This window comes from Streptococcus sp. S784/96/1, from assembly GCF_902729355.1.
GTDB lineage: Bacteria > Bacillota > Bacilli > Lactobacillales > Streptococcaceae > Streptococcus > Streptococcus caledonicus.
In genome coordinates this window covers 22,011-45,962 of sequence record NZ_CACVCC010000014.1, presented here as the reverse complement: position 1 = coordinate 45,962, position 23,952 = coordinate 22,011, and the positions used below count along the sequence as shown (strand labels likewise).

Sequence of the window (23,952 nt, the reverse complement as noted above, 5' to 3'; positions counted from 1 at the left end):
TCGGGGGCTTTTTTGTTATAATAAAGACCGTTATAAAAAAGAATCGGGAGATTGTCATGTCTGTACTTGAAATTAAAAACTTACATGTTTCTATTGAAGACAAGGAAATTTTAAAAGGGGTAAATTTGACCCTTAAAACAGGAGAAATTGCTGCGATCATGGGTCCAAACGGAACAGGTAAATCAACGCTTTCTGCTGCGATTATGGGACATCCAAACTATGAAGTCACTGAGGGAGAAATCCTTTTTGAGGGCGAAAATATTTTAGAGATGGAAGTGGATGAGCGTGCACGTCTAGGGCTCTTCCTAGCCATGCAGTACCCTTCAGAAATTCCAGGAATTACCAATGCCGAATTTATCCGTGCAGCGATGAATGCTGGTAAAGAAGATGAGGATAAAATTTCAGTACGTGATTTCATAACAAAACTTGATGAGAAAATGGAATTACTTGGCATGAAAGAGGAAATGGCAGAGCGTTACTTGAATGAAGGGTTCTCAGGTGGTGAGAAAAAACGTAATGAGATTCTTCAGTTGCTCATGCTTGAACCTAAATTTGCCCTTCTTGATGAGATTGACTCAGGTCTTGACATTGATGCACTTAAAGTGGTTTCAAAAGGGGTTAACGAAATGCGTGGCGAAGGCTTCGGTGCTATGATTATAACCCACTACCAACGTCTTTTGAACTATATCACTCCAGATGTGGTTCATGTGATGATGGAAGGTCGTGTGGTGATGTCAGGTGGTGCTGAATTGGCTGCCCGTCTTGAAAAAGAAGGCTATGTGAAAATCGCTGAAGAGCTTGGTATTGATTACCATGAAGAATTGGAGTAAGGAGAGGCTATGAGTAAACAAGCTATTCAAAACTTCTCACAATTAAAGGCAGAGCCGTCTTGGTTAGCAGAACTTCGCTTATCAGCTTTTGATAAGCTGGAAACTTTGGCTTTACCTAAAATTGAGCGTGTGAAGTTTCATCGTTGGAATCTTGGTGATGGGACCTTGACAGAAGATGAGGGTGTTGGCAATGTTCCAGATTTTACAGAACTAGGCGATAACCCTAAACTTGTTCAAGTAGGAACACAAACTATTCTGGAACAATTACCGATGTCATTGATTGAACAGGGGGTTGTTTTTACAGATCTCTATTCTGCCTTGGAAGAGATTCCAGAGGTGGTTGAAAAGCACTTTGCTTCTGCGGTGAAAAGTGATGAGGACAAATTAGCTGCTTACAACTACGCGTATTTTAACAGCGCAGCGGTTCTCTATGTTCCTGACAATGTGGAAATTGCGGAGCCTATCGAAGGCATTTTCTTGCAGGATAGTGATAGTGCTGTGCCATTTAACAAGCACATCTTAATTATTGCTGGGAAAAATAGTAAATTTAGCTACCTAGAACGCTTTGAATCCATTGGTTCAGGTTCTCAGGATGTTTCTGCGAATATTTCTGTTGAAATAATTGCAGGTGCAGGAAGCCGGATTAAATTTGCGGCAATTGACCGTCTTGGAGAGCATGTCACAGCCTATTTAAGCCGCCGTGCTCGTCATGCCGCTGATGCAACGGTTGATTGGGCACTTGGTGTGATGAATGAAGGTAATCTGATTGCCGATTTTGATAGTGATTTGATTGGTAACGGTAGCCATGCTAACCTGAAAGTTGTTGCTGCTTCAAGTGGTCGTCAGGTACAAGGCATTGATACGCGAGTGACCAATTATGGGAATCATTCTGTTGGGCATATCCTTCAACATGGGGTTATTTTAGAGCGTGGAACCTTAACCTTTAATGGAATTGGCCATATTGTCAAAGGGGCTAAAGGGGCGGATGCTCAACAAGAGAGCCGTGTCTTGATGTTATCAGACCAAGCTCGCTCAGATGCCAACCCAATTCTCTTGATTGATGAAAATGAAGTCACAGCAGGTCATGCGGCGTCAATCGGTCAGGTTGACCCAGAGGATATGTACTACCTTATGAGTCGTGGGATTGACCAAGCAACTGCAGAGCGCCTTGTGATCTTAGGTTTCCTAGGAGCTGTTATTACAGAAATCCCAGTCAAAGAAGTCCGTGATGAGATGATTGCGGTACTGGATAGCAAGCTAGACAAACGCTAAGATATGCTTGATTTGTGACAGAGTAACTGGTATTCAAAATGGGACCAATCCCTATTTTGTCAAAGAACTAGAAACAGGCTATGTCGTGATTGGGGATCACCAGTATTTCCGAGGGTACACGCTGTTTCTGGCGAAAAAACATGTCAGAGAATTGCATGATTTGCCGATAGCTATCCGTCAGAAGCACTTGGCTGAAATGGCGATAGTATCTGAGGCAGTAGCGCAGGCTTTTTCCGCAGAGAAGATGAACATTGAGAGTCTTGGAAATGGAGACGCTCATTTGCATTGGGACTTATTTCCAAGATATGCGGGTGACTTAGGGCATCATGGGCAGAATGGAAAATGACCTGTTTGGTGGCTACCCTTTGAGGAGATGTATGCCGACCATCAAAAAGTGACCCCTGAAGAACTGGAACGACTCAAGTCGCGTTTACTAGAAGTGCTGACTGACCTTGAAACGGAGTTAGCCCAAAGTTAAAATTAACACTAAAGGAGTGACGTCATTGCTAGATGTTCAGACTATTCGCCGAGATTTTCCGATTTTAGACCAGATTGTCAATGATGAACCTCTGGTTTATTTAGACAGTGCGGCGACCACTCAGAAGCCAAAAGCTGTGCTAGATGCCATAAATCAGTACTATTTGGAAGATAATGCCAATGTTCACCGTGGGGTGCATACCCTAGCAGAGCGAGCGACAGCTAAGTATGAAGCCAGTCGTGAGAAGGTTAGCTCCTTTATCAACGCGAAATCAACTAAGGAAATTCTGTTTACCAGAGGAACGACTACGGGACTTAACTGGGTGGCTCAGTTTGCGGCGCAGATTCTCCAACCAGATGATGAAATCCTAATCTCAGTCATGGAACATCATTCCAACATTATCCCTTGGCAGCAAGCTTGCCAGAAAACAGGGGCAAAACTGGTCTATGTTTACCTAAAAGACGGGGAACTGGACATGGAGGATTTGAAAAGGAAGCTGACGGCAAAGACAAAATTTGTCAGTCTAGCGCATGTGTCCAACGTTCTTGGCTGTATCAATCCTGTTAAGAAAATCGCAGAGCTAGCTCACGAAGTTGGTGCATATATGGTTGTTGACGGTGCTCAATCTGCTCCTCACATGGCGATTGATGTGCAGGATTTAGATTGTGATTTCTTTACCTTATCTGGTCATAAAATGTTGGCATCAACAGGTATTGGAGTTCTTTATGGTAAGGAAGAAATTCTAAACATGATGTCCCCTATCGAATTTGGTGGTGAAATGATTGATTTTGTTTATGAGCAAGAAGCCACTTGGAAGGAATTACCTTGGAAATTTGAAGCAGGGACGCCAAATATTTCAGGAGCGATTGCTTTGGGAGTAGCTGTTGACTACTTGACTGAGTTGGGAATGGATACTGTTCATTCTCATGAGCAAGACCTGGTTAGCTATCTTTTGCCTCAGTTACATGCCATTCCAGGAGTGACGGTCTATGGACCGAAAGATCCTGAAAAACATGCAGGGGTTCTTGCCTTTAATATCGAGGGCTTGCACCCGCATGATGTAGCAACAGCCTTGGACTATGAAGGTGTTGCTGTTCGGGCAGGGCACCATTGTGCGCAACCTCTAATTAACCATCTAGGGATTTCAGCAACAGTTCGCGCCAGTCTTTACTTATACAATACCAAAGCGGATTGTGACAAATTGATTGAAGCGATTCATAAGACGAAGGAGTTTTTCAATGGCACTTTCTAGATTAGATAGCCTTTACATGGCGGTCGTGGCAGATCATTCTAAAAGTCCACATCATCACGGAGTTTTAGAGGGTGTTGAAGCCATTCAACTCAATAACCCAACCTGTGGAGATGTGATTGCTTTAACGGTCAAATTTGATGGAGACGTGATTGAAGATATAGCCTTTGCAGGCGAAGGCTGCACGATTTCAACAGCTTCATCAAGCATGATGACTGATGCGGTGATTGGTAAAACCAAGGCAGAAGCCTTGGACATGGCAGAGCTCTTCTCTCAAATGGTACAGGGGCAGACAGATGACCGTCAAAAAGACTTGGGAGATGCAGCTTTTATGGCAGGTGTTTCGAAATTTCCTCAGCGCATCAAGTGTGCAACCCTAGCTTGGAATGCTTTGAGAAAATCAATAGAGAGAAGTTAGACATGTTTGGTATTTTAGAAGAAGTTGATGTTAGGAAACTTTAGTAACATGAATAATATGATTTTTCAAATTGATTGGCACAAGATGAAAATATTAATCAGTTAGGAAATGAAATTGGTTTAACTCTAGTTGATGTTAATAAGGAAGTTTTCGTTGGTTCTTATCGTTGTGATTTAGTTGCGACAGATGAGACAACAGGATGAAGGTAATTATCGAAAATCAACTGGAAGCAACTAATCACGGCCATCTGTGAACACTAATTACTTATGCTTCAGGTTTAGGGGCGGATGTTGTTGTTTGGATTGTTAAAGAAGCCAGAGAGGAACATCGTAGTGCTATCGAATGGTTGAATAGCAAGACAACACAAGATATTTCGTTTTTTCTCATTGAAATTCATGCTTATCAAATTGGTAATTCATTACCAGCTCCTAAGTTTGTGATTGTGGAAAAACCAAATGATTTTATCAAAGCAACTAAGGCTATGTCTGGAGATAAAGAATTGAGTCGTTCACAAGCAGAGCGGTTGAATTTTTGGAACCAAATGAATGAGTGCTTAGAGGAAAAAAATTATCCTTTTAACGTTCGAAAAGCAACAACGGATCATTGGTATGATGTGGCAATTGGGACAAGCAAAGCACATATCTCAATAACACTTGTCAATCAGACTAATGCTATTGGTATCGAGTATTATATAAACAACGACAAGGATCTTTTTGATAAACTTCAATTATCTGCACAAAAACTAGAAGAAGAGCTAGGATTTGTTCTGGAATGGCGTAGATTAGATAATCAGAAAGCTTCTCGCATTATACACTATATAAGTGGATTAGATTTTAATAATCAGACCAATTATCCTCAACTTATTGAAGAGGTGATTGATAAAGTTGTAAGGATGAAAGAAATTATTAAAGAGTACTTGTAAAAATTAAAATTTAGAAAGAAGAACTATGTCAGAAGAAATTGTAGAACCAAAGCCGATTGACCTTGGGGAGTACCAATTTGGTTTTCACGACGATGTGGAGCCGATTTATTCGACAGGTAAGGGGCTTAGTGAAGCTGTTGTCCGTCAGTTGTCAGCAGCTAAAAATGAACCAGAATGGATGTTAGAATTTCGTCTCAAATCCCTCGAGGCTTTTAACAAGATGCCGATGCAGGAGTGGGGAGCAGACCTTTCTGAGATTGATTTTGATGATATTATTTATTACCAAAAACCATCTGATAAGCCAGCACGTTCATGGGATGATGTCCCTGAGAAAATTAAGGAAACTTTTGAACGTATTGGCATTCCAGAGGCAGAGCGTGCTTATCTAGCTGGGGCATCTGCCCAGTATGAATCAGAAGTGGTTTACCACAATATGAAAGAAGAATTTGAGAAGCTGGGGATTATCTTTACGGATACAGATTCAGCCTTGAAAGAATATCCAGAGCTTTTCAAACAATACTTTGCAAAATTGGTTCCTCCTACGGATAATAAATTAGCTGCGCTAAACTCAGCAGTTTGGTCAGGCGGAACCTTCATCTATGTGCCAAAAGGTGTCAAGGTAGATGTGCCACTACAAACCTACTTCCGTATAAATAACGAAAATACAGGACAGTTTGAGCGTACCATTATTATCGTTGATGAAGGAGCAAGTGTTCACTACGTTGAAGGTTGTACAGCGCCTACTTACTCAACCAACAGTTTGCACGCTGCAGTTGTTGAAATCTTTGCCCTTGATGGCGCGTATTGCCGTTACACGACTATCCAAAACTGGTCAGACAATGTGTACAATTTGGTGACAAAACGTGCGCGTGCTCTTAAAGATGCGACGGTAGAATGGATTGATGGGAACCTTGGTGCTAAAACAACCATGAAATATCCAGCGGTATATTTGGATGGTCCAGGAGCGCGTGGTACCATGTTGACAATCGCTTTTGCGAATACTGGTCAAAACCAAGATACAGGAGCGAAAATGATTCACAATGCACCGCATACCTCATCGTCAATTGTTTCTAAATCCATTGCCAAAGGTGGCGGGGCGGTAAACTATCGTGGACAGGTAACTTTTGGAAAAGACTCAGCAAAATCAGTCAGCCACATCGAATGTGATACCATTTTGATGGACGATTTATCAAAATCAGATACCATCCCATTCAATGAAATTCACAATTCCCAAGTCGCTTTAGAACACGAAGCCAAAGTCTCAAAAATTTCAGAAGAACAACTCTACTATCTCATGAGTCGTGGCCTTTCAGAAAGCGAGGCAACAGAAATGATCGTCATGGGATTTGTTGAACCATTCACCAAGGAACTACCAATGGAATACGCCGTTGAATTGAACAGACTCATAGCGTATGAAATGGAGGGTTCAGTAGGCTGATGGCATTAGTAATTGAGTAGCTATGAAGCTACTCAATACAATGCCATCACCTACTGAAGTGGGAAATAAAGAGGTTGGGACAAACCAGCACGATGGCGGAGCCCGCACCCACAAAACAATGAAAACCAATAGGCAAAGCCCTCGCTAAGTGCTATACTCTTAGTGAGGGCTTTTGGAAGTTTTCGTATAAAAAATATCTCAACCTTCTTTTTTTGATAGTAATAACAGATAGACGCAGTTGGTGGATTAGAAGTCTACAATTGGATACTTCTTCATTTTTAAGGGCCCACCTCAAATAGTCCACTGTATTATTTGAGTACCACACAATCGTTAGCGGCCATCCTATACGAATGTGATGAACATCGTTCATCTTATTTCCAACCTCCAAAGCTCTCCCAGGCCTTCGGAGCTGTGCGGAGGTGGGAGTGAAAGTATCCAGTGGACAGTTTCATCCTGAGCTTAGAAATCAGAGAGCGAAGGGAAGTCAAGACTTCGACATCATGACTTCTGTCCCACTCTATTCCTTTTCAAATTGCCAATCTTCATTAGTAAAAATTTCAGAAAACCATAGTTAAGTAGAGTCATTGATATCCCCTTTTACGGTTAAAGCTAGATAATCATTCAGATTTCTATTTTTAGACAATGTCTAGCGCAGTGGCGAATTTTGATTGACTGATGTACCGGACAATGTAGCCTAAAAAAGATGTTTTTGAAATACCGGTTTCTATCTCTTTCAATGATTTTGTGATGCTTTTATTTTAATGGAATAATGCTAAATTTTTATATCTAACTAATGATGATTTTTGTAATGATTTCTTGGGATTTTTTTGCTATAATGTAAGCACTTTAGAAATTAGAGAAGGAGACCTAGATGGTACGTTTACAAGATGATTTTTTTGACGCTGTAAATGGCGAGTGGGAAAAAAATGCTGTTATTCCGGATGATAAACCACAAACAGGCGGCTTTTCAGACCTTGCTGATGAGATTGAGGACTTAATGCTTGAAACCACCGACCAGTGGTTGGCAGGTGAGAATTTACCAGAAGATGCTGTTCTTCAAAATTTTGTGAAATTCCATAAGCAAGTAGCTGATTTTGAAACGCGTGAACGCTTAGGCATTGAGCCTGTAAAACCGTTGATTGAAGAGTATCAAAACTTTGATAGTTTTGCTTCTTTTGCTGAAAAAATGGCAGAGCTGGAAGTGGCTGGAAAACCTAATATTTTATGGTTTGGTGTATCACCAGACTTTATGGATGCCCGAACTAATGTTTTATGGGCATCTGCTCCACCAACTATCTTGCCAGATACTAGTTACTATACCGAGCCGGAAAAAAATGGAGAAGAATTGCTTGCTACTTGGCGTAAATGTGAAGAAGAGCTATTGGATCAATTTGGTTTTTCAACAGAAGAAATCAAAGACATGCTTGATAAGTTTATCGCGTTAGATGCTAAAGTGGCACAATACGTTCTCTCAAGCGAAGAAAGTTCAGAGTATGCTAAGCTTTACCATCCATACGAATGGGCTGACTTTACAGCATTAGTACCAGAATTGCCACTTGATAAGATTTTCACAGACATTCTTGGCCAGTTGCCTGATAAAGTCATTGTTCCTGAAGAGAGATTTTGGACAGAGTTTGCAGCAGAATACTATTCAGAAAAGAACTGGCATCTGTTAAAGGCTGTACTTTTAAATGGTGCAGTGTCAGCTTATACGCCTTATTTGACAGAAGATATTCGTGTCTTGTCAGGGGCTTATAACCGTGCTCTCTCAGGAACCCCTCAAGCAATGGCTAAGAAAAAAGCTGCTTACTACTTGGCGCAAGGACCATTCAATCAAGCGCTTGGCTTGTGGTATGCGGGTGAAAAATTCTCTCCAGAAGCCAAAGCTGATGTGGAACAAAAAGTAGCTAATATGATTGCGGTTTACAAGGACCGTTTGGCACAAAATAATTGGCTCAAACCTGAAACACGTGATAAAGCAATCACCAAGCTGAATGTGATTACACCGCATATTGGTTACCCAGAAAAATTGCCAGAGACTTATGCTAAAAAAGTTATTGATGAGAACTTGTCATTGGTTGAAAATGCACAGGCTTTGGCTAAAATTTCTATCGCTCATAGCTGGAGCAAGTGGAATAAATCAGTTGACCGTAGCGAATGGCACATGCCTGCCCACATGGTCAATGCTTATTATGACCCGCAACAAAACCAAATCGTCTTCCCAGCCGCGATTCTACAAGCGCCATTTTATAGTTTAGACCAATCATCATCAGCCAACTACGGCGGTATCGGTGCGGTTATTGCCCATGAAATTTCGCATGCTTTTGATACCAATGGCGCATCGTTTGATGAGCATGGTAGTTTGAATAACTGGTGGACAGAAGATGATTATGCTGCTTTCCAAGAGCGTACAGACAAAGTCGTTGCTCAATTCGATGGCATTGATTTTGCAGGTGGTAAGGTCAACGGTAAGTTGACGGTATCAGAAAATGTTGCAGACTTAGGTGGTTTAGCAGCTGCTCTTGAAGCGGCTAAGAAGGAAGATGACTTCTCAGCAGAAGACTACTTCACAAATTTTGCAACAATTTGGCGGATGAAAGCCCGTGAAGAATATATGAAACTCTTGATTTCGGTAGATGTTCACGCGCCAGGAAAATTACGGACCAATGTGCAATTGCCAAACTTTGACGATTTCCACGACACCTTTGATGTTAAAGATGGAGACGGGATGTGGCGCGAGCCAAGTGACCGTGTGATTATTTGGTAATCAGTACGAATTATTGTTCAAAGTGTGAGAAATTTAACCCAAGGAATAAAGATATGACAACATGTAAAAGCACCCAGGGATTTGCTCTAGGTGCTTTTTGGATTTATTTTTCTGATTTACCGTCAAGTTTTTTACCGAGTTCGATAATGTAGTCTTTCAAATCATCTTTGACTTGTGGGTGTTGGAGAGCGTAGTCAATTGATGTTTTCATGAATCCGAATTTATCTCCGACATCATAGCGACTTCCTTTGAATTCACGGGCAAAAACACGTTGCGTTTTATTCAAAGTATCAATAGCATCTGTTAATTGAATTTCTCCTCCAGCTCCAGGTTTTTGATTTTCTAAAATATCAAAAATTTCAGGAGTTAAAAGATAGCGGCCGATGATGGCTAAATCACTCGGTGCTTCTTCAGGAGCAGGTTTTTCAACAAAGGTATCAACGCTATAGAGTCCACTAACGCCTTCTCCTTGTGGTGCAATCACACCATAGGAAGAAACGTCTCCGTGCGGAACAGGCATAACAGCAATGGTTGAGGCGTGTGTTGCATCGAAATCATTTATTAATTGCTTGGTAAGTGGTAGGGCTTTATCGTTGGTGATATCCATAAGGTCATCACCAAGCATCACTACAAAAGGTTCATTTCCGACAAAAGCTTTGGCTTGTAAAACAGCATCACCGAGACCACGTGGGTGACTTTGACGGATAAAATGAAGTGTAATATCAGTGGTTTCATCAACTAACTTCAGCAAATCTTTTTTATCTTTTTGTTGAAGGTTGTATTCCAATTCAAAATTTGAGTCAAAGTGGTCTTCGATTGAACGTTTGGCACGACCTGTAACCACTAAGATTTCTTCAATACCAGATTTTAAGGCTTCTTCAACGATAAACTGAATTGTTGGTTTATCAACGATAGGAAGCATTTCTTTGGCAAGAGCTTTTGTAGCTGGTAAAAAACGAGTACCTAAACCTGCGGCAGGAATGACGGCTTTTCTAACTTTTTTCATAAGTCCTCCGTATTTATAGAAATTATTATTTTAGAATTCATTTTCTGATTTGAATTCATTTTTCATCATACCAAGGACGGCTTCTTTGATGTCGGCTCCCTCGTAGATGGTTTTATAAATAGCTGTTGTGATCGGCATGTAGACACCTAATTCTTGAGCAATTTCATAGGCAACTTTCGTCGTAGAAATCCCTTCAATAACCATGCCCATGTTACGTTCGATGTCTTCTAATTTCTCCCCTTGTCCAAGAGCGTTACCAGCTCTCCAGTTGCGAGAGTGAACAGAAGTACCAGTGACAATAAGGTCACCTACTCCAGATAAACCACTATAGGTGAGTGGATCAGCGCCCATTTTAACGCCTAAGCGTGTAATTTCAGCTAAACCACGTGTGATGACCGCGGCTTTTGCGTTATCACCGTAACCAAGTCCATGTAGAACACCTGCTCCAACAGCGATAATATTTTTTAAAGCGCCAGCTGTTTCAACTCCGATGACATCTGTATTGGTATAAAGGCGGAAATAATCATTGCTAAAAAGAGTTTGAACATATTTGGCAGCCAAGAGGTCTTTAGAGGCAGCTGTAATTAAGGTGATATCACGAACAATCGTTTCTTCGGCATGACTCGGTCCTGAAACAACAACGATATCTGAACGGTATTCTGCTGGAATCTCTTCTTCTAAAATAGTTGATAAGCGTTCGTGAGTGCCGGGCTCAAGGCCTTTTGAAGCGTGCATAATTACAACATTGTGTTTTAAGAGGTCTGCAACTTGTTTGGCCACTAAACGTGTCACTTTGGTTGGGACTACAAAGAGGATACCATCAACACCGTCAATAGCTTCTGAGAGGTTTTTATAGCCCTTGATACCTTCATCTAAGACAATGTCCTTGAAGTAATGCGTATTCGTGTGCTTGATGTTAATTTCATCAATTTGCTCGGGAATATTTCCCCAGAGGCGCACCTCATGACCGTTATCGTTGAGCACTTGTGCCAGAGCAGTTCCCCATGAACCAGGCCCTAAAACAGCAATTTTCTGCTTTTCCATAGTTTTTCCTTTACTAGTCATAATATCAATTCTCATTATACCATAAGATTGTTATTTTCGCTTTTTTAAAGCAAAGGCTTTCAGCAGTATTTAGCATTATTTTAGTGGTATTTTATCGGTTGTTTTCTGAAAATGGCAGAGCTTTTTCTTGACAATGGTTTCTATGGGAACTATAATAGTTCTCATGAGAATTATATCTTAAAAGAAAGGAGCATATAAGAGCATGTCTGACTTTACAAAGGGTCGGATAGGGTATTGTAATTATGGGACACTTTATTTCTGATATTCGTAATGTCCTTAATCAACTGGAACAGGTTTGTGAAGACATTGCGAAGGAAAAGGGGATAGAACATTTGGCGGGTCCACAAGGATGGGCCTTGATGTATTTGTACCGTCGTGATCAACAAGAAATATTTGTTAAAGACATCGAAAAAGAATTGAAAATTTCAAAATCGGTTGCCAGTAATTTGGTTAAGAGAATGGGAAAAAATGGATTTATTGACATTATTCCCTCCAAATCAGATAAGCGCTATAAACAGGTTGTCTTGACGGAGCTTGGCAGAGATAAGGTGGAGCATTTAGAGGAGTTTCATCAGGAATTGCACAGCTTTTTATTTCAAAATATTGAAAAAGAAGATTTTAAAAATGTTTTACAATGGGCAGAACAATTAAAGGCTAATATTGAGAATTATAAAAGCCAAAAATAAAACTAACTTATAGAAAAAATAATTACTTAATAAAAATTGCAAATAGGAGAGATTAAATGGTAAAAGAAGCACTTTTACGCTACAAATGGTATGCTCTAGCATCGATTTTATTAGTAGCAACAGTCGTTATGACAACACTTTTACAGCCAAGTTACCTAAAAGAGGTGTTGACGGCTGTCTTGATGAATGACCAAGATGAAATTTTTCGTGTTGGGAAATGGCTCTTAGTCATAGCAGGTATCGGTCTAATTGCCGGTATGCTCAATACGATTGTGGCTTCGAAAATTGCTCAAGGTGTTTCTGCTGATATTCGTGAGAAGACCTTCCGAAAAATTCAAAGCTTTTCATATGCCAATATTGAAGAGTTTAATGCCGGTAATTTAGTTGTTCGTATGACCAATGACGTTACACAAATCCAAAACTTAGTGATGATGAGTTTTACGGTGCTTTTGCGTGTGCCGTTATTGTTCATCGGTGCCTTTATCATGGCGGTGAGAACCTTGCCGGAACTATGGTGGATGATTATTGTCATGGTTATCGTCATTGCTAGCATTATGGCGGTTGTGATGAAACATATGGGGCCTCGTTTTGGAAAATTCCAAGTCTTTATGGACAAAATGAATGGGATTGCCAAGGAAAACCTTCGAGGTATCCGTGTGGTAAAATCGTTTGTTCAAGAAAAAAATCAATATGTTAAGTTTAAAGAAACCTCAAATGATTTGCTGAACTTAAACTTATTCATCGGTTACGGTTTTTCAATTCTGCAACCCATTATGATGTTTGTGTCATTTATGGCTATTTTTGCCTCTCTTTACCTAGTATCGGGTATGGTTAAAGATAATCTTGAGGTGGTCGGTAGCTTCACTTCTTTCATGAGCTACCTAATGCAAATTATGTTCTCCATTATTATGGTAAGTTTCATGGGAATGAATGCAGCCCGCGCTGCAATTTCTATTAAGCGGATTAATGAAATCCTTGAAACAGAGCCTGCCATGACTTTTGTGGACAATCCTAATGAGGACTTGGTTGGGAGCATTGTGTTTGATAATGTTAGCTTTACCTACCCACATGATGCTGAGCCAACATTGAAAAACATCTCATTTGAAATAAAATCTGGTCAGATGGTCGGTGTAGTCGGTGCAACAGGTGCTGGTAAATCAACTTTAGCACAGCTGATTCCGCGTTTGTTTGATCCTCAAGAAGGTACAGTTTCAATTGGCGGACGTGACTTGAAAGAAGTGAATCAAAAAACACTTCGTCAGACCGTATCCATTGTGCTTCAAAAAGCCATTCTGTTCTCTGGAACTATTGCGGATAATTTGCGTCAGGGAGCTGCTGGGGCAAACCTTGATCAGATAGAACGAGCAGCAGGTATTGCACAAGCCAAGGAATTTATTGACCGTTTAGATGAAGCTTATGAAAGTCAAGTGGAAGAACGTGGGAATAACTTCTCTGGTGGGCAAAAACAACGAATGTCTATTGCACGTGGGGTGATTGGAAATCCTAAAGTGTTGGTTCTTGATGATTCAACCTCAGCTCTTGATGCCAAGTCTGAAAAATTAGTCCAAGATGCTCTGAACCATGACTTAAAAGGAACAACCACGGTTATTATTGCGCAGAAAATTTCATCCGTCGTTAAAGCAGACAAGATTTTAGTATTGGATGAAGGCCGTTTGATTGGGGAAGGGACCCATGCGGAACTGGTTGCTAACAATGACGTTTACCGTGAAATTTATGAAACGCAAAAAGGAAAAGAGGAGGAATAAATGAAAACAGCACGATTTTTCTGGTTTTATTTTAAACGGTACAAATTATCCTTTGTGGTTATTTTTGCTGCGATTATCTTAGCAACCTATTTACAAGTAAAAACGCCTGTCTTGATGGGGGATGCGATTGCTGAGCTAGGGAAAATTGGTCAGCAATACTTTGCGGCAACGCAAATGGGGCAAAAAGGTTTTGAAGCGGATATGGCTGATTTTAATGGAGTCATGCTTAAACTGTTTATGGCCTATGTTGCGACGGTGGTTGCTAACCTTATTTATAGTTTATTGTTGACTCGTATTGTGGCGCATTCGACCAACCGCATGCGCAAAGGGCTTTTTGGAAAATTAGAGCGATTGACCATTGCTTTCTTTGACCGCCACAAGGACGGGGATATCCTATCTCGCTTTACTAGTGACCTAGATAATATCCAAAATGCCTTTAACCAATCAATGGTTCAAATTCTCTCAAATGGTGCGCTCTACATTGGGATGGTGTGGATGATGTTCCGTCAAGATACCAGACTAGCGCTTGTCACGATTGCGTCAACGCCGGTTGCTTTACTAGCTTTGGTTATCATTATTCGTTTAGCTCGTAAATACACCAACTTGCAACAAGCTGCGGTGTCAAAACTCAATGCCTACATGGACGAGAAGATTTCTGGTCAGAAAGCGATTATTGTTCAAGGTGTCCAAGAAGAAATCATCGCTGGTTTTGTGGAACTCAACGAAGAAGTGCGTCGTACAACCTTCAAGGGACGTCTTTTTGGTGGAATTATGTTCCCATTTATGAACGGAATGAGCCTTGTCAATACCGCTATTGTCATTTTTGCGGGATCTAATATTGTTTTAAACGATAGCTCCATGGATACAGCGGTAGCACTTGGTCTTGTTGTAACCTTTGTGCAATACTCACAGCAATATTACCAACCGATGATGCAGATTGCTTCTAGCTGGGCTGAGCTTCAGCTTGCCTTCACAGGTGCACATCGCATTCAGGAAATGTTTGATGAGCCAGAGGAAGTCCGTCCAGAAAATGCTCCGCTATTTACTGAATTAAAAGAAGGGGTGGAAATCAAGAACATTGACTTTGGTTACTTACCAGGTCAAAAAGTGTTGAGTGACGTCACTATCTCGGCACCAAAAGGTAAAATGATTGCCGTTGTAGGGCCGACTGGTTCTGGGAAGACGACCATTATGAACTTGATTAACCGTTTCTATGATGTGAATGGTGGTTCTATTGCTTTTGATGGTCGTGATATTCGTGAATATGATTTAGATAGCCTTCGTGAAAAAGTTGGTATTGTCTTGCAGGAATCGGTGCTCTTTTCTGGCACGATTGCGGATAATATTCGTTTTGGCAATGACGAGATTTCGCAAGAAATGGTAGAAACAGCAGCGCGTGCGACCCACATTCATGACTTTATCATGAGCTTACCAGAAGGTTATGAGACCTATGTGACCGATGATGAAAATATCTTCTCAACAGGTCAGAAACAATTGATTTCAATTGCGCGTACCTTGTTGACGGATCCGCAAGTGTTAATTTTAGACGAGGCGACCTCAAACGTTGATACGGTGACAGAAGCGAAAATTCAAAAAGCTATGGAAGCGATCATTGCAGGGCGTACAAGCTTTGTGATTGCTCACCGTTTGAAAACTATCTTGAATGCGGATGAAATTATTGTCTTAAAAGATGGCAAGGTGCTTGAACAAGGAAACCACCATGAATTGCTCAAACAAAAAGGATTTTATTCAGAACTCTATCACAATCAATTTGTATTTGAATAAGAAAGTGTGTCGAGATGTCTTATACTTTTAAAGAATTACTCTTTTTTAAAAAGAAATACCTCTTGGGCGAAAGTCTGGTTATGCTTATGATTTTCATGGTCATGTTTCTCTCAGGTTTGACTAATGGTCTTCGTCGTTTTGTCAGTGCAGGAATTGAAAACATGTCAGCAAGTCATTTCATCTTGAGTGAAGAGGCAGAAGGGATTATTCCCTTTTCTCATCTTTCAGAGGAAACGGTAACAGCTATCAAAGGTGAAAGTTTCAAAGGAATGGAAGAATTGGCTATTCAGCGTAGCCAAGTAACAACAGATGATGAGAAGGTGGACGTTACTTATTTTATCCTTGAAGATAACAGTGATTTTGCTCCTGAAATAAGTGACGGCAATGCTGTTGCTAAGGAGAATGAAATTATTTTGGACCAACGTTTCCAAGCTGATGATGTGAAAATTGGAGACGTTGTGCTGGATAAGAATGGCAAAACAGAGTTGACAGTTGTTGGTTTTACGAAGGGAGCCATGTACGGTCATACAGGAATTGGTTACATTAGCCGAAAAACTTATGAAAATTTGATGACTGTTGATAATTCTAAATTTACTTGGAGTTCCCAGGCTTTTGTGACAAGTGATGAAGCAGTAGCTGATTTAGACTTGGATAAGGTTGAGGTCTGGTCAAAAGCAGATTTAATTGAAAAAATTCCAGGCTATGCGGCAGAGCAAGGAACACTTAGGATGATTACGTGGGTCTTGGTGGTAGCATCAGCAGCTGTTTTGGCAGTATTCTTCTACATCATCAGTCTTGATAAGCGTCAGCAATTCGGTGTCCTTAAAGCACTCGGTATGGGGATGGGAAGTTTAGCAGCTCAACAGTTATTCCAAGTTTTTATCCTAGCTTTGGTCGGTGTCCTTATTGGAGATGCGCTAACGCTTGGTTTGGCTAGTGTTTTACCGGTAAAAATGCCATTTTATCTCAATTTATCAGATATGGGAATCTTGTCAGTAACCTTTATTACTGTCACAGTAGTAGCGAGTCTTTTATCAGTCAGTCGTATTGCTAAGATTGATCCAATTGATATTATCAATGGAGGTGAAGCCTAATGACCAAACCACTTGTTTTAAAAAATATTACTAAAGCTTACCAAGATGGCAAGGAAAAGCGTATTATCTTAGACGATGTTAATTTGGAGTTAGATAAGGGAGAAATTATTGCGATTCTAGGTCCTTCTGGTTCTGGGAAAAGCACCTTGCTTTCTATTATCGGATGTCTCTTGTCGGCAGATGGCGGTGAGCTTCATTTAGATGGCGATCTAGTAACAGTTAAAAATGCCAAAGAGTGGACTAAACGCCGTCGTGATTACCTTGGTTTTATTTTCCAAAACCATCATCTCCTGCCATATTTGACTATTATTGATCAACTTAAGATGGTTGCCAAGATGACAAAATCATCTGTTAGTCAGGCGGATTTATTAGCCTTACTGACAGAACTGGGAATTCCAGATTGTGCCAATAGCTATCCCAAAGATATGTCTGGTGGTCAAAAACAGAGGGCGGCAATTGCAAGAGCCTTTGTGGGTAATCCATCACTTATCCTAGCGGATGAACCAACAGCTAGTCTGGATGAAGCGCGTGGTCGTCAAATTGCAGAGCTTCTCAGAAAAGAAGTCAAGGCCAAACAAACCGCAGCTATCCTCGTTACCCATGATGAACGTATTCTTGATGTGGTAGATAAGATTTATCGTTTAAAAGATGGTAAATTGGTACTAGAATAATAAGAAAAACGTCACATAAGTGGCGTTTTTGCTTTTCAAAGACGAATATTTTATAATAGAAAGGCATTAACAAGAGAAAAGAGAAAGTTTGAAAAAAATAAACGTTAGTTAGTTTCTTGTTTACCCTAATTTTGATCACACTGAAAAGAGGTCTTGATACCTGATTTTTAATCTTAAACAACATTGAATCCGTGTTGTTGTGCAAAACGAACAGCGTCTTGTATAGACATGGTTTTATCTGGATTTCTGATTTCGGTTAAGCCTTGTAAAACAGGATTATAAGTTTCTTGTTTGAGGAGAACTTGGTAGATAGTACGAGTAGTCTGCGACAGATAGCGATAATCGCCTTTCGATGTCCACGACGTTTCTTGAGTTTCAGGTATTTATGTCGCAACTCAGAATGCTTCTCTGACTTGACAACAGCGTTAGCGATTTGGACGAGAAATGGTTTGAGGTACCTACCCCCTTTGGAAATTCGGGTTGAGTATTTTTTGCCAGCACTTTCATCGTTAGCAGGGACAAGTCCCGCCCAAGAACAGAGTTTCCAGCGGTATCAAAGACCGTCATATCTGCACCGATTTCAGAAATGATTCTGAGGGCAGAGAGGTCGTCTTTGAAACTAGGGACGGTTTGTATTAACTTGACTTGTTCTTGGTATTCTTGTCCCACTTCTCGGATCATTTGTTCTAAATCTTCTTTACAAATAGTTAAAGCGTCTAATGGGCTTTGATCACTCTAATTTTTTCAGCTTGTTCAGGTGTCACATCACCTTCAACAGCGATCTCTAAGGCCATCACTTTATCCTTCATTCTCTTGTGAACCAGCTGTTCAATGTTTGGTTTTTTCTCAGGATGATCAAGGATACTCTGAATAATCTTCTGAGCACTTTTTCCGAAGACATAGGAAACAACACTTGCGATTTGGAGGTTTGACCAGGTCAGGCAGTTTTGATAACGGTTCTTCTCGCTGACTTGAAGCTGAGTGAGCTTCATACGATAGCGAAAGAGGTCACGCAGTTGTCTGATTTTAAGCGGTGGGATGAAGCTGGAAGCAACGAGATCGTGCTTGAAAAGGTCAGCAATCCATTGTGCATCTTTCTCGTCGGTCTTCTTTCCTGGAATAGCTTTCACATACTTGGGGTGAGCCAAGCAGATGTTACAAGACTCTTCAAGAATATTGAAGACAGGAATCCAGTATTTACCGTTAGATCCCATACAGACATCAAAGCAGGAATAGTATTCCAACCAATCTCTTAGCTGCATGAGGCCATTTGTAAAGGTTGAGAAACGCTTACGGTGGTAGCTAGTGATTCCATGATTGTCGGTGATGGCAATAACCGCTACGATAAAGGTTTTATGCACATCAATGCCATAACAATTGGGATAACCAATTTTTAACATGAGGGGTCTCCCTTCGCCAAAATTTGAGAAGCGCCTATCCCTTGACTGCTCTCCCCTTTCACAAACGAGTTGCTTATCCAATTATAAATTTACGTGCTCATAGTCACAGTTAGTTGTGCTTGATAGGAAGAGCTACACCTATAAATATTCGAGGTAATGGCTAGACCACTCACTTATTCACCTCCCCGTGATTTGTAGTTGTGATAGGCCTACTCACTTTAATTATAAACTAAAATAAAGAGCACAATACCTTTTCATTCAGTGTTGTGCCTTGAGTGAAACGAAAGGAATGAATTATAAATATGAAAATCCGTGGATTTGAATTGATTTCAACAGAAACTAACCAAGATTTGTTGCCAAAGCGTGAGACAGCTCATGCGGCTGGCTATGATTTGAAAGCATCTGTTCGTACAGAAATTGCACCGGGAGAGATTGTCCTTGTGCCGACAGGGGTCAAGGCCTACATGCAGTCAACAGAGGTGCTGTACCTCTATGACCGTTCGTCGAATCCTCGTAAAAAAGGGCTTGTCTTGATTAACTCAGTAGGTGTTATTGATGGGGATTATTATGGCAATGAGGCCAATGAGGGGCATATTTTTGCTCAGATGAAAAACATTACTGATGAGACGGTGGTTGTTGAAGTAGGTGAACGCATTGTTCAAGGGGTCTTTGCTCCATTTCTGATAGCAGATGGTGATGACGCGACGGGAGAGCGTACTGGTGGCTTTGGAAGTACTGGGAAGTAAGTATGGCTAAGAAAAAATCAAATTTTATCTGTCAGGAGTGTGGCTACCATTCTCCTAAATATTTAGGGCGCTGCCCAAATTGTTCCGCTTGGACCTCCTTTGTCGAAGAAGTAGAAGTCGCTGAGGTTAAAAATGCCCGCATCAGCTTGACTGGTGAAAAAACCAAACCGACAAAGCTAAAAGATGTCAGCTCCATCAACTATGCTCGTACCAAGACTGATATGGATGAATTTAACCGTGTCCTTGGGGGCGGTGTCGTTCCTGGAAGCCTTGTCCTTATTGGTGGTGACCCGGGTATCGGAAAATCGACCTTGCTCTTGCAGGTTTCAACTCAGCTAGCTAACAAAGGGACGGTTCTATACGTTTCTGGGGAAGAATCAGCAGAGCAGATTAAGCTGCGAAGTGAACGCTTAGGGGATATCGATAATGAATTTTATCTCTATGCAGAGACCAATATGCAGAGCATCCGAGCTGAGATTGAAAAGATTCAGCCTGATTTTCTGATTATTGATTCTATTCAGACCATTATGAGCCCAGAGGTGACAAGTGTGCAAGGTTCTGTATCACAGGTTCGTGAGGTAACTGCAGAACTTATGCAGTTGGCTAAGACCAATAACATTGCCACTTTTATTGTGGGGCATGTCACCAAGGAAGGAACTCTTGCGGGACCTCGTATGCTTGAGCATATGGTGGATACGGTTCTTTATTTTGAAGGGGAACGTCACCATACTTTTCGTATCCTAAGAGCAGTAAAAAATCGTTTTGGCTCAACCAATGAAATCGGTATTTTTGAAATGCAATCTGGTGGGCTTGTCGAAGTGTTAAATCCTAGCCAAGTTTTCCTAGAAGAACGTTTGGATGGCGCAACAGGATCTGCGATTGTCGTGACGATGGAGGGGACTCGTCCAATCCTAGCAGAGGTTCAGGCTTTAGTAACACCCACCGTTTTTGGTAATGCTAAGCGGACGACAACGGGTTTGGATTTTAACCGTGTCAGTCTCATTATGGCTGTTTTGGAAAAAAGAGCAGGGCTGTTATTACAAAACCAAGATGCCTACCTCAAGTCTGCTGGTGGAGTAAAACTGGATGAACCAGCTATTGACCTTGCGGTAGCGGTAGCCATTGCCTCTAGCTACAAAGAAAAACCAACCAATCCTCAAGAGGCTTTCATCGGTGAGATTGGTTTGACAGGGGAAATCCGCCGTGTCACGCGTATCGAGCAACGCATCAACGAAGCTGCAAAATTAGGTTTCACCAAAATCTATGCTCCTAAAAATTCTCTTCAAGGCATTCAAGTCCCCAATGGTATTGAGGTTATCGGTGTGATGACGGTAGGTGAAGTCTTGAAAAAAGTGTTTGGATAATGTTATAGACAATATGTAAAGACCCCCAGTTGATATCTCGTGGATTTACCTGTACACTAGAATAAAAAAACAATCAATTTCTAACAGGAATTACCACACTCAATTGGAGGTCTTATATGTTTCATTTTACCACACTTTTTATCGGAATGGATGGTCACAAAGAAAGTTTTTCACTCTGCTACTATGATATGATGGCAAATCAAGTCAAACATCCTCACTGTTGAGGCTAATGTCACTTGCATCGTGAACTATATCCAAGAATTACGACGACTTTATGGAGAAAAGGCAGAGGTTCTCTGTGGTTTACCTTGTATCACCAGCTCAAGGGATTCCTTGTGTTGTCATGACACCAACAACTATCATGATTGAAGGTCGCAGACGTGTCAAAACCGATAAAAAAGATGCAGCGACCATTGCTAAGACTCTGGCTTTTAGAAGTTATAGTCCCGTCCATATTCCAACGGCAGAGGATAAACAAGTCAAAGAGTATATCCGAATGAGGACAGACCATCAATTGGCTCTCAAGAAAATCAAGCAACAGATTTTAGCCTTCTGTCTTCGCCATGAGTTTCGATATACAAACAGTGCTAGTCACTGGACCTGGACTCAGAAGCATGTGAAATGGCTTCAGTTAGTTGAAATTGTCTTGGAAGCTGGAGAGTCTGCTTATATTCAGCAAGGTAGTATGGTTTATCATAGTCCTAGTGTGTCATTGAACACTCGCTTAAATGGGCGTGGTTCAGGTCTAGGTAAATTGGTCGGAGCACTTGGACGCTCAATGGTATCTGGTGAGTCAATGTTTATCACTCAGGCGGTATCTAATGGTGCTGACGGGAAATTGGCCCTTGCGCCATCAACTCCAGGTCAAGTGATTGCTTTGGAACTTGGTGCGAAGCAATATCGTCTTAATGACGGTGCCTTTCTTGCCTTAGATGGCTCAGCCCATTATAAAATGGAGCGCCAATCTGTTGGCCGTGCCTTATTCGGGGGCCAAGGTGGACTTTTTGTTATGACGACTGAAGGTGAAGGAACCCTCCTTGCTAATAGTTTTGGTTCTATTAAAAAGCTTGTTTTAAATGGAGAAAGTATCACGATTGACAATGCCCATGTCGTGGCCTGGAGCCGTGACCTTGACTATGATATTCACCTTGAAAATGGCTTTATGCAGTCCATCGGTACTGGTGAGGGCGTGGTCAATACCTTCTCTGGCTATGGTGAAATTTATATCCAAAGCCTTAATTTACAACAGTTTGCCGAACAATTGCAAAGCTATATTATCACAGGAAATAATTCATAATAATTTAGAATGAGGTCATATAGAATGGCGAACTATCAGGATGTTATAGAGTTATTGTACAATGCTCTTTTGGATAAGGAAGTTGCCAAGGATAAGGAACTCTATCAAGTGTGTTTAGATGCAAAAGCTGATTTAGATAAAAATGAACCGGAAAATCTTGTTTTTAGTAAATTAGGTCAAAGTTTGTCGTGGTATTTGATGGCACATAAATATGATGCCCCTAAAACGATTACGGATTTAGCAAATGCCAGTCAAAAAATATTACAAAAATATAGAGGAACAATTGCTACCACACAAATTTTAGGTGGTTTGTTTGGTGGTCAAGCTTAATTGTTACAGAAGAACTCGAGGAAACTCGGGTTCTTTTATTTACCACTTAAGGCTCAAAATCAACCACTTACTGAAAAGCTCTTGTTTTTCAACGTCAGCTTGTTATAATGAGACTATCAAAAGGGGAGGAGTAGGAGATGAAGATCACGATTGAATTGGATGACAGTTTGACCGATGCGGAAGTGATTATCCGTACGCCTAAATTATCAGCTGAGATTGAGCAAATGCAGCAACTGCTCAGCCAGTTGACAAGGCCTCCGCTAATCTTTTATAAAGGCAACAGTGAGTATTTTATTGATGTGGGAGAGGTTATCTTCTTTGAGACTGATGGTGGTAAGATTTACGGGCATACCAAAGATAATGCCTATGAAGTTAAGCTAAAATTGTACGAGCTGGAAGATTATTTGCCTAACTATTTTTGTCGTATTGCTAAGGCCAGTATTGCCAACACACGCAAAATCTATTCTCTTGATAAATCCTTTTCAGGGAGCATGATACGGTTTTACGATAGTCATAAGCAGGTCTATGTCTCACGACATTACTATCACTTATTAAAAGAAAAATTACAAGAATTGAGGTAAGGAAAATGAAAAAAACAGTATTAGCTTTAGCAAGTTTTGCAGTGGCAGCAGCTATCCTTTTTCAAGACTATCTTCCCAAGCTAACCATACCATTGGGGAGCTTGGTGTGGTTTGGCATCTTGTTTTACTTTTTCTGCCACAGTTTGGTTAAGAAAAGCTTGGGAGGTAGCTTTCTATTCGGAACGTGGTGTTTATTACTAGTGAATGAGCATTTTTCATTTACCACCTTGGGAAATGGTTCAATCATTCTCATTGGGATATTTTGTTATTTAGGAGTGAAGCTACTTTTTCAACCGAATAAGTTCCCTGGAAAACCAAGTTATTATCGGAGTGTAGATGGAAAGCAAAAAGTTTGGGGGTGGACAACTGATAAGTCTATGACCAGAGTTTCTAGCTTTGATAGTGATACGGTTTTTGGAAAATCTACCCGTTATATCAATGATGAGTTTTCTGATGTGAGTGGCGATACGGTATTTGGCACAACGACTATTTATTTTGACAATGCCAATATGATGACAGATTCTGCGGTCTTTTCCGGTGATGCGATATTTTCATCCGTGACGTTGTATATTCCCAAAAACTGGCATTTAGAATTTCAAGGAGATCAAGTGTTTAGCCGCATCGGTTATACCCCATCGGGAGAAACCGCAGATAAAACCCTCTATATTACTGGAGACTTCGTTTTTAGTACCCTTAATATTATCTTTATTTAATCTCGGCTTGGTCCTTCCCAAGCCTTTTTCTTTGTGGTAAAATAATCAGAACTACAGAGAAATGAGGAGAGAGG

General features: G+C 40.8%; 21 protein-coding genes and 3 pseudogenes. 21 read left to right on the top strand and 3 right to left on the bottom strand.

The window, feature by feature from the left end:
* The first annotated feature begins 56 nt into the window (after positions 1-56).
* The 9 genes and pseudogenes from sufC to GZ996_RS06360 all read left to right on the top strand — a co-directional run bounded on the left by sufC (position 57) and on the right by GZ996_RS06360 (position 9,374).
* Entirely contained in the window at positions 57-830 is a 774-nt protein-coding gene (gene sufC / locus GZ996_RS06395) for a Fe-S cluster assembly ATPase SufC (protein WP_162011617.1), read from the top strand.
* Positions 831-839: 9 nt separating this feature from the next.
* The gene (sufD, locus tag GZ996_RS06390; RefSeq protein ID WP_156806249.1) at positions 840-2,102 is read left to right on the top strand and encodes a Fe-S cluster assembly protein SufD; all 1,263 of its coding nucleotides are present in this window, start codon (positions 840-842) and stop codon (positions 2,100-2,102) included.
* A gap of 1 nt (position 2,103) precedes the next feature.
* A pseudogene (locus tag GZ996_RS06385) lies at positions 2,104-2,580 on the top strand (HIT family protein).
* A gap of 25 nt (positions 2,581-2,605) precedes the next feature.
* Positions 2,606-3,832: a cysteine desulfurase gene (locus GZ996_RS06380; protein ID WP_156806248.1), complete on the top strand. Its 1,227-nt coding sequence runs from the start codon at positions 2,606-2,608 to the stop codon at positions 3,830-3,832.
* Positions 3,819-4,247, top strand: coding sequence for a Fe-S cluster assembly sulfur transfer protein SufU (gene sufU, locus GZ996_RS06375; RefSeq protein ID WP_156806247.1), 429 nt, complete (start codon positions 3,819-3,821; stop codon positions 4,245-4,247). The genes GZ996_RS06380 and sufU overlap by 14 nt, the downstream gene beginning before the upstream one ends.
* A gap of 74 nt (positions 4,248-4,321) precedes the next feature.
* On the top strand, positions 4,322-4,450 hold the full coding sequence (locus GZ996_RS12105) for a hypothetical protein (protein ID WP_274378780.1): 129 nt from the start codon (positions 4,322-4,324) through the stop codon (positions 4,448-4,450).
* A gap of 143 nt (positions 4,451-4,593) precedes the next feature.
* A complete protein-coding gene (locus GZ996_RS11910; protein ID WP_238386407.1) occupies positions 4,594-5,169 on the top strand; it encodes a DUF4268 domain-containing protein in 576 nt (191 codons plus the stop codon).
* 25 nt (positions 5,170-5,194) lie between these two features.
* Positions 5,195-6,607, top strand: coding sequence for a Fe-S cluster assembly protein SufB (gene sufB, locus GZ996_RS06365; RefSeq protein ID WP_156806246.1), 1,413 nt, complete (start codon positions 5,195-5,197; stop codon positions 6,605-6,607).
* Between the two features lie 871 nt (positions 6,608-7,478).
* On the top strand, positions 7,479-9,374 hold the full coding sequence (locus GZ996_RS06360) for a M13-type metalloendopeptidase (protein WP_162011616.1): 1,896 nt from the start codon (positions 7,479-7,481) through the stop codon (positions 9,372-9,374).
* Positions 9,375-9,477: 103 nt separating this feature from the next.
* Here the strand turns inward: GZ996_RS06360 and galU are convergent, their stop codons facing one another.
* Together galU and GZ996_RS06350 are read right to left on the bottom strand one after the other, a co-directional pair.
* The gene (galU, locus tag GZ996_RS06355; protein ID WP_162011615.1) at positions 9,478-10,380 is read right to left on the bottom strand and encodes a UTP--glucose-1-phosphate uridylyltransferase GalU; all 903 of its coding nucleotides are present in this window, start codon (positions 10,378-10,380) and stop codon (positions 9,478-9,480) included.
* Positions 10,381-10,410: 30 nt separating this feature from the next.
* On the bottom strand, positions 10,411-11,424 hold the full coding sequence (locus GZ996_RS06350) for an NAD(P)H-dependent glycerol-3-phosphate dehydrogenase (RefSeq protein ID WP_162011614.1): 1,014 nt from the start codon (positions 11,422-11,424) through the stop codon (positions 10,411-10,413).
* A gap of 263 nt (positions 11,425-11,687) precedes the next feature.
* Here GZ996_RS06350 and GZ996_RS06345 point away from each other — a divergent pair, with 263 nt between their 5' ends.
* The 5 genes from GZ996_RS06345 to GZ996_RS06325 are packed head-to-tail and all read left to right on the top strand — an operon-like array spanning position 11,688 to position 17,447.
* Positions 11,688-12,131 (top strand): MarR family winged helix-turn-helix transcriptional regulator, encoded by a 444-nt coding sequence (locus GZ996_RS06345; protein ID WP_162011613.1) that lies wholly within the window; start codon positions 11,688-11,690, stop codon positions 12,129-12,131.
* Between the two features lie 56 nt (positions 12,132-12,187).
* A complete protein-coding gene (locus GZ996_RS06340) occupies positions 12,188-13,897 on the top strand; it encodes an ABC transporter ATP-binding protein (protein ID WP_162011612.1) in 1,710 nt (569 codons plus the stop codon).
* Positions 13,898-15,682 (top strand): ABC transporter ATP-binding protein, encoded by a 1,785-nt coding sequence (locus GZ996_RS06335; protein WP_162011611.1) that lies wholly within the window; start codon positions 13,898-13,900, stop codon positions 15,680-15,682.
* Positions 15,683-15,696: 14 nt separating this feature from the next.
* Entirely contained in the window at positions 15,697-16,776 is a 1,080-nt protein-coding gene (locus GZ996_RS06330) for an ABC transporter permease (protein ID WP_162011610.1), read from the top strand.
* Positions 16,776-17,447 (top strand): ABC transporter ATP-binding protein, encoded by a 672-nt coding sequence (locus tag GZ996_RS06325; RefSeq protein ID WP_156806238.1) that lies wholly within the window; start codon positions 16,776-16,778, stop codon positions 17,445-17,447. Before GZ996_RS06330 ends, GZ996_RS06325 begins: the two co-directional genes overlap by 1 nt.
* Positions 17,448-17,620: 173 nt before the next feature.
* Here GZ996_RS06325 and GZ996_RS12100 read toward each other — a convergent pair.
* Positions 17,621-18,847, bottom strand: a pseudogene (locus tag GZ996_RS12100) (IS110 family transposase).
* Between the two features lie 302 nt (positions 18,848-19,149).
* Between GZ996_RS12100 and GZ996_RS06315 the strand changes: the two are divergent.
* The 7 genes and pseudogenes from GZ996_RS06315 to GZ996_RS06290 all read left to right on the top strand — a co-directional run bounded on the left by GZ996_RS06315 (position 19,150) and on the right by GZ996_RS06290 (position 23,878).
* Positions 19,150-19,593 (top strand): dUTP diphosphatase, encoded by a 444-nt coding sequence (locus tag GZ996_RS06315; protein ID WP_161979455.1) that lies wholly within the window; start codon positions 19,150-19,152, stop codon positions 19,591-19,593.
* Between the two features lie 2 nt (positions 19,594-19,595).
* Complete coding sequence (gene radA, locus GZ996_RS06310; RefSeq protein ID WP_162011609.1) at positions 19,596-20,957, top strand: DNA repair protein RadA; 1,362 nt, start codon at positions 19,596-19,598, stop codon at positions 20,955-20,957.
* Between the two features lie 116 nt (positions 20,958-21,073).
* Positions 21,074-21,585: pseudogene (locus GZ996_RS12210) on the top strand (IS110 family transposase); the annotation flags it as partial.
* Positions 21,574-22,254 (top strand): TIGR00266 family protein, encoded by a 681-nt coding sequence (locus GZ996_RS06305; RefSeq protein ID WP_162011629.1) that lies wholly within the window; start codon positions 21,574-21,576, stop codon positions 22,252-22,254. The pseudogene GZ996_RS12210 and the gene GZ996_RS06305, both read left to right, overlap by 12 nt.
* A 24-nt stretch (positions 22,255-22,278) precedes the next feature.
* Positions 22,279-22,584 (top strand): bacteriocin immunity protein, encoded by a 306-nt coding sequence (locus GZ996_RS06300; protein WP_161979451.1) that lies wholly within the window; start codon positions 22,279-22,281, stop codon positions 22,582-22,584.
* A 137-nt stretch (positions 22,585-22,721) separates the two neighbouring features.
* A complete protein-coding gene (locus GZ996_RS06295; protein WP_156806228.1) occupies positions 22,722-23,165 on the top strand; it encodes a LytTR family DNA-binding domain-containing protein in 444 nt (147 codons plus the stop codon).
* 5 nt (positions 23,166-23,170) lie between these two features.
* Positions 23,171-23,878, top strand: a complete 708-nt coding sequence (locus GZ996_RS06290) for a hypothetical protein (RefSeq protein ID WP_162011608.1) — start codon at positions 23,171-23,173, stop codon at positions 23,876-23,878.
* The last annotated feature ends 74 nt before the right edge of the window (positions 23,879-23,952 follow it).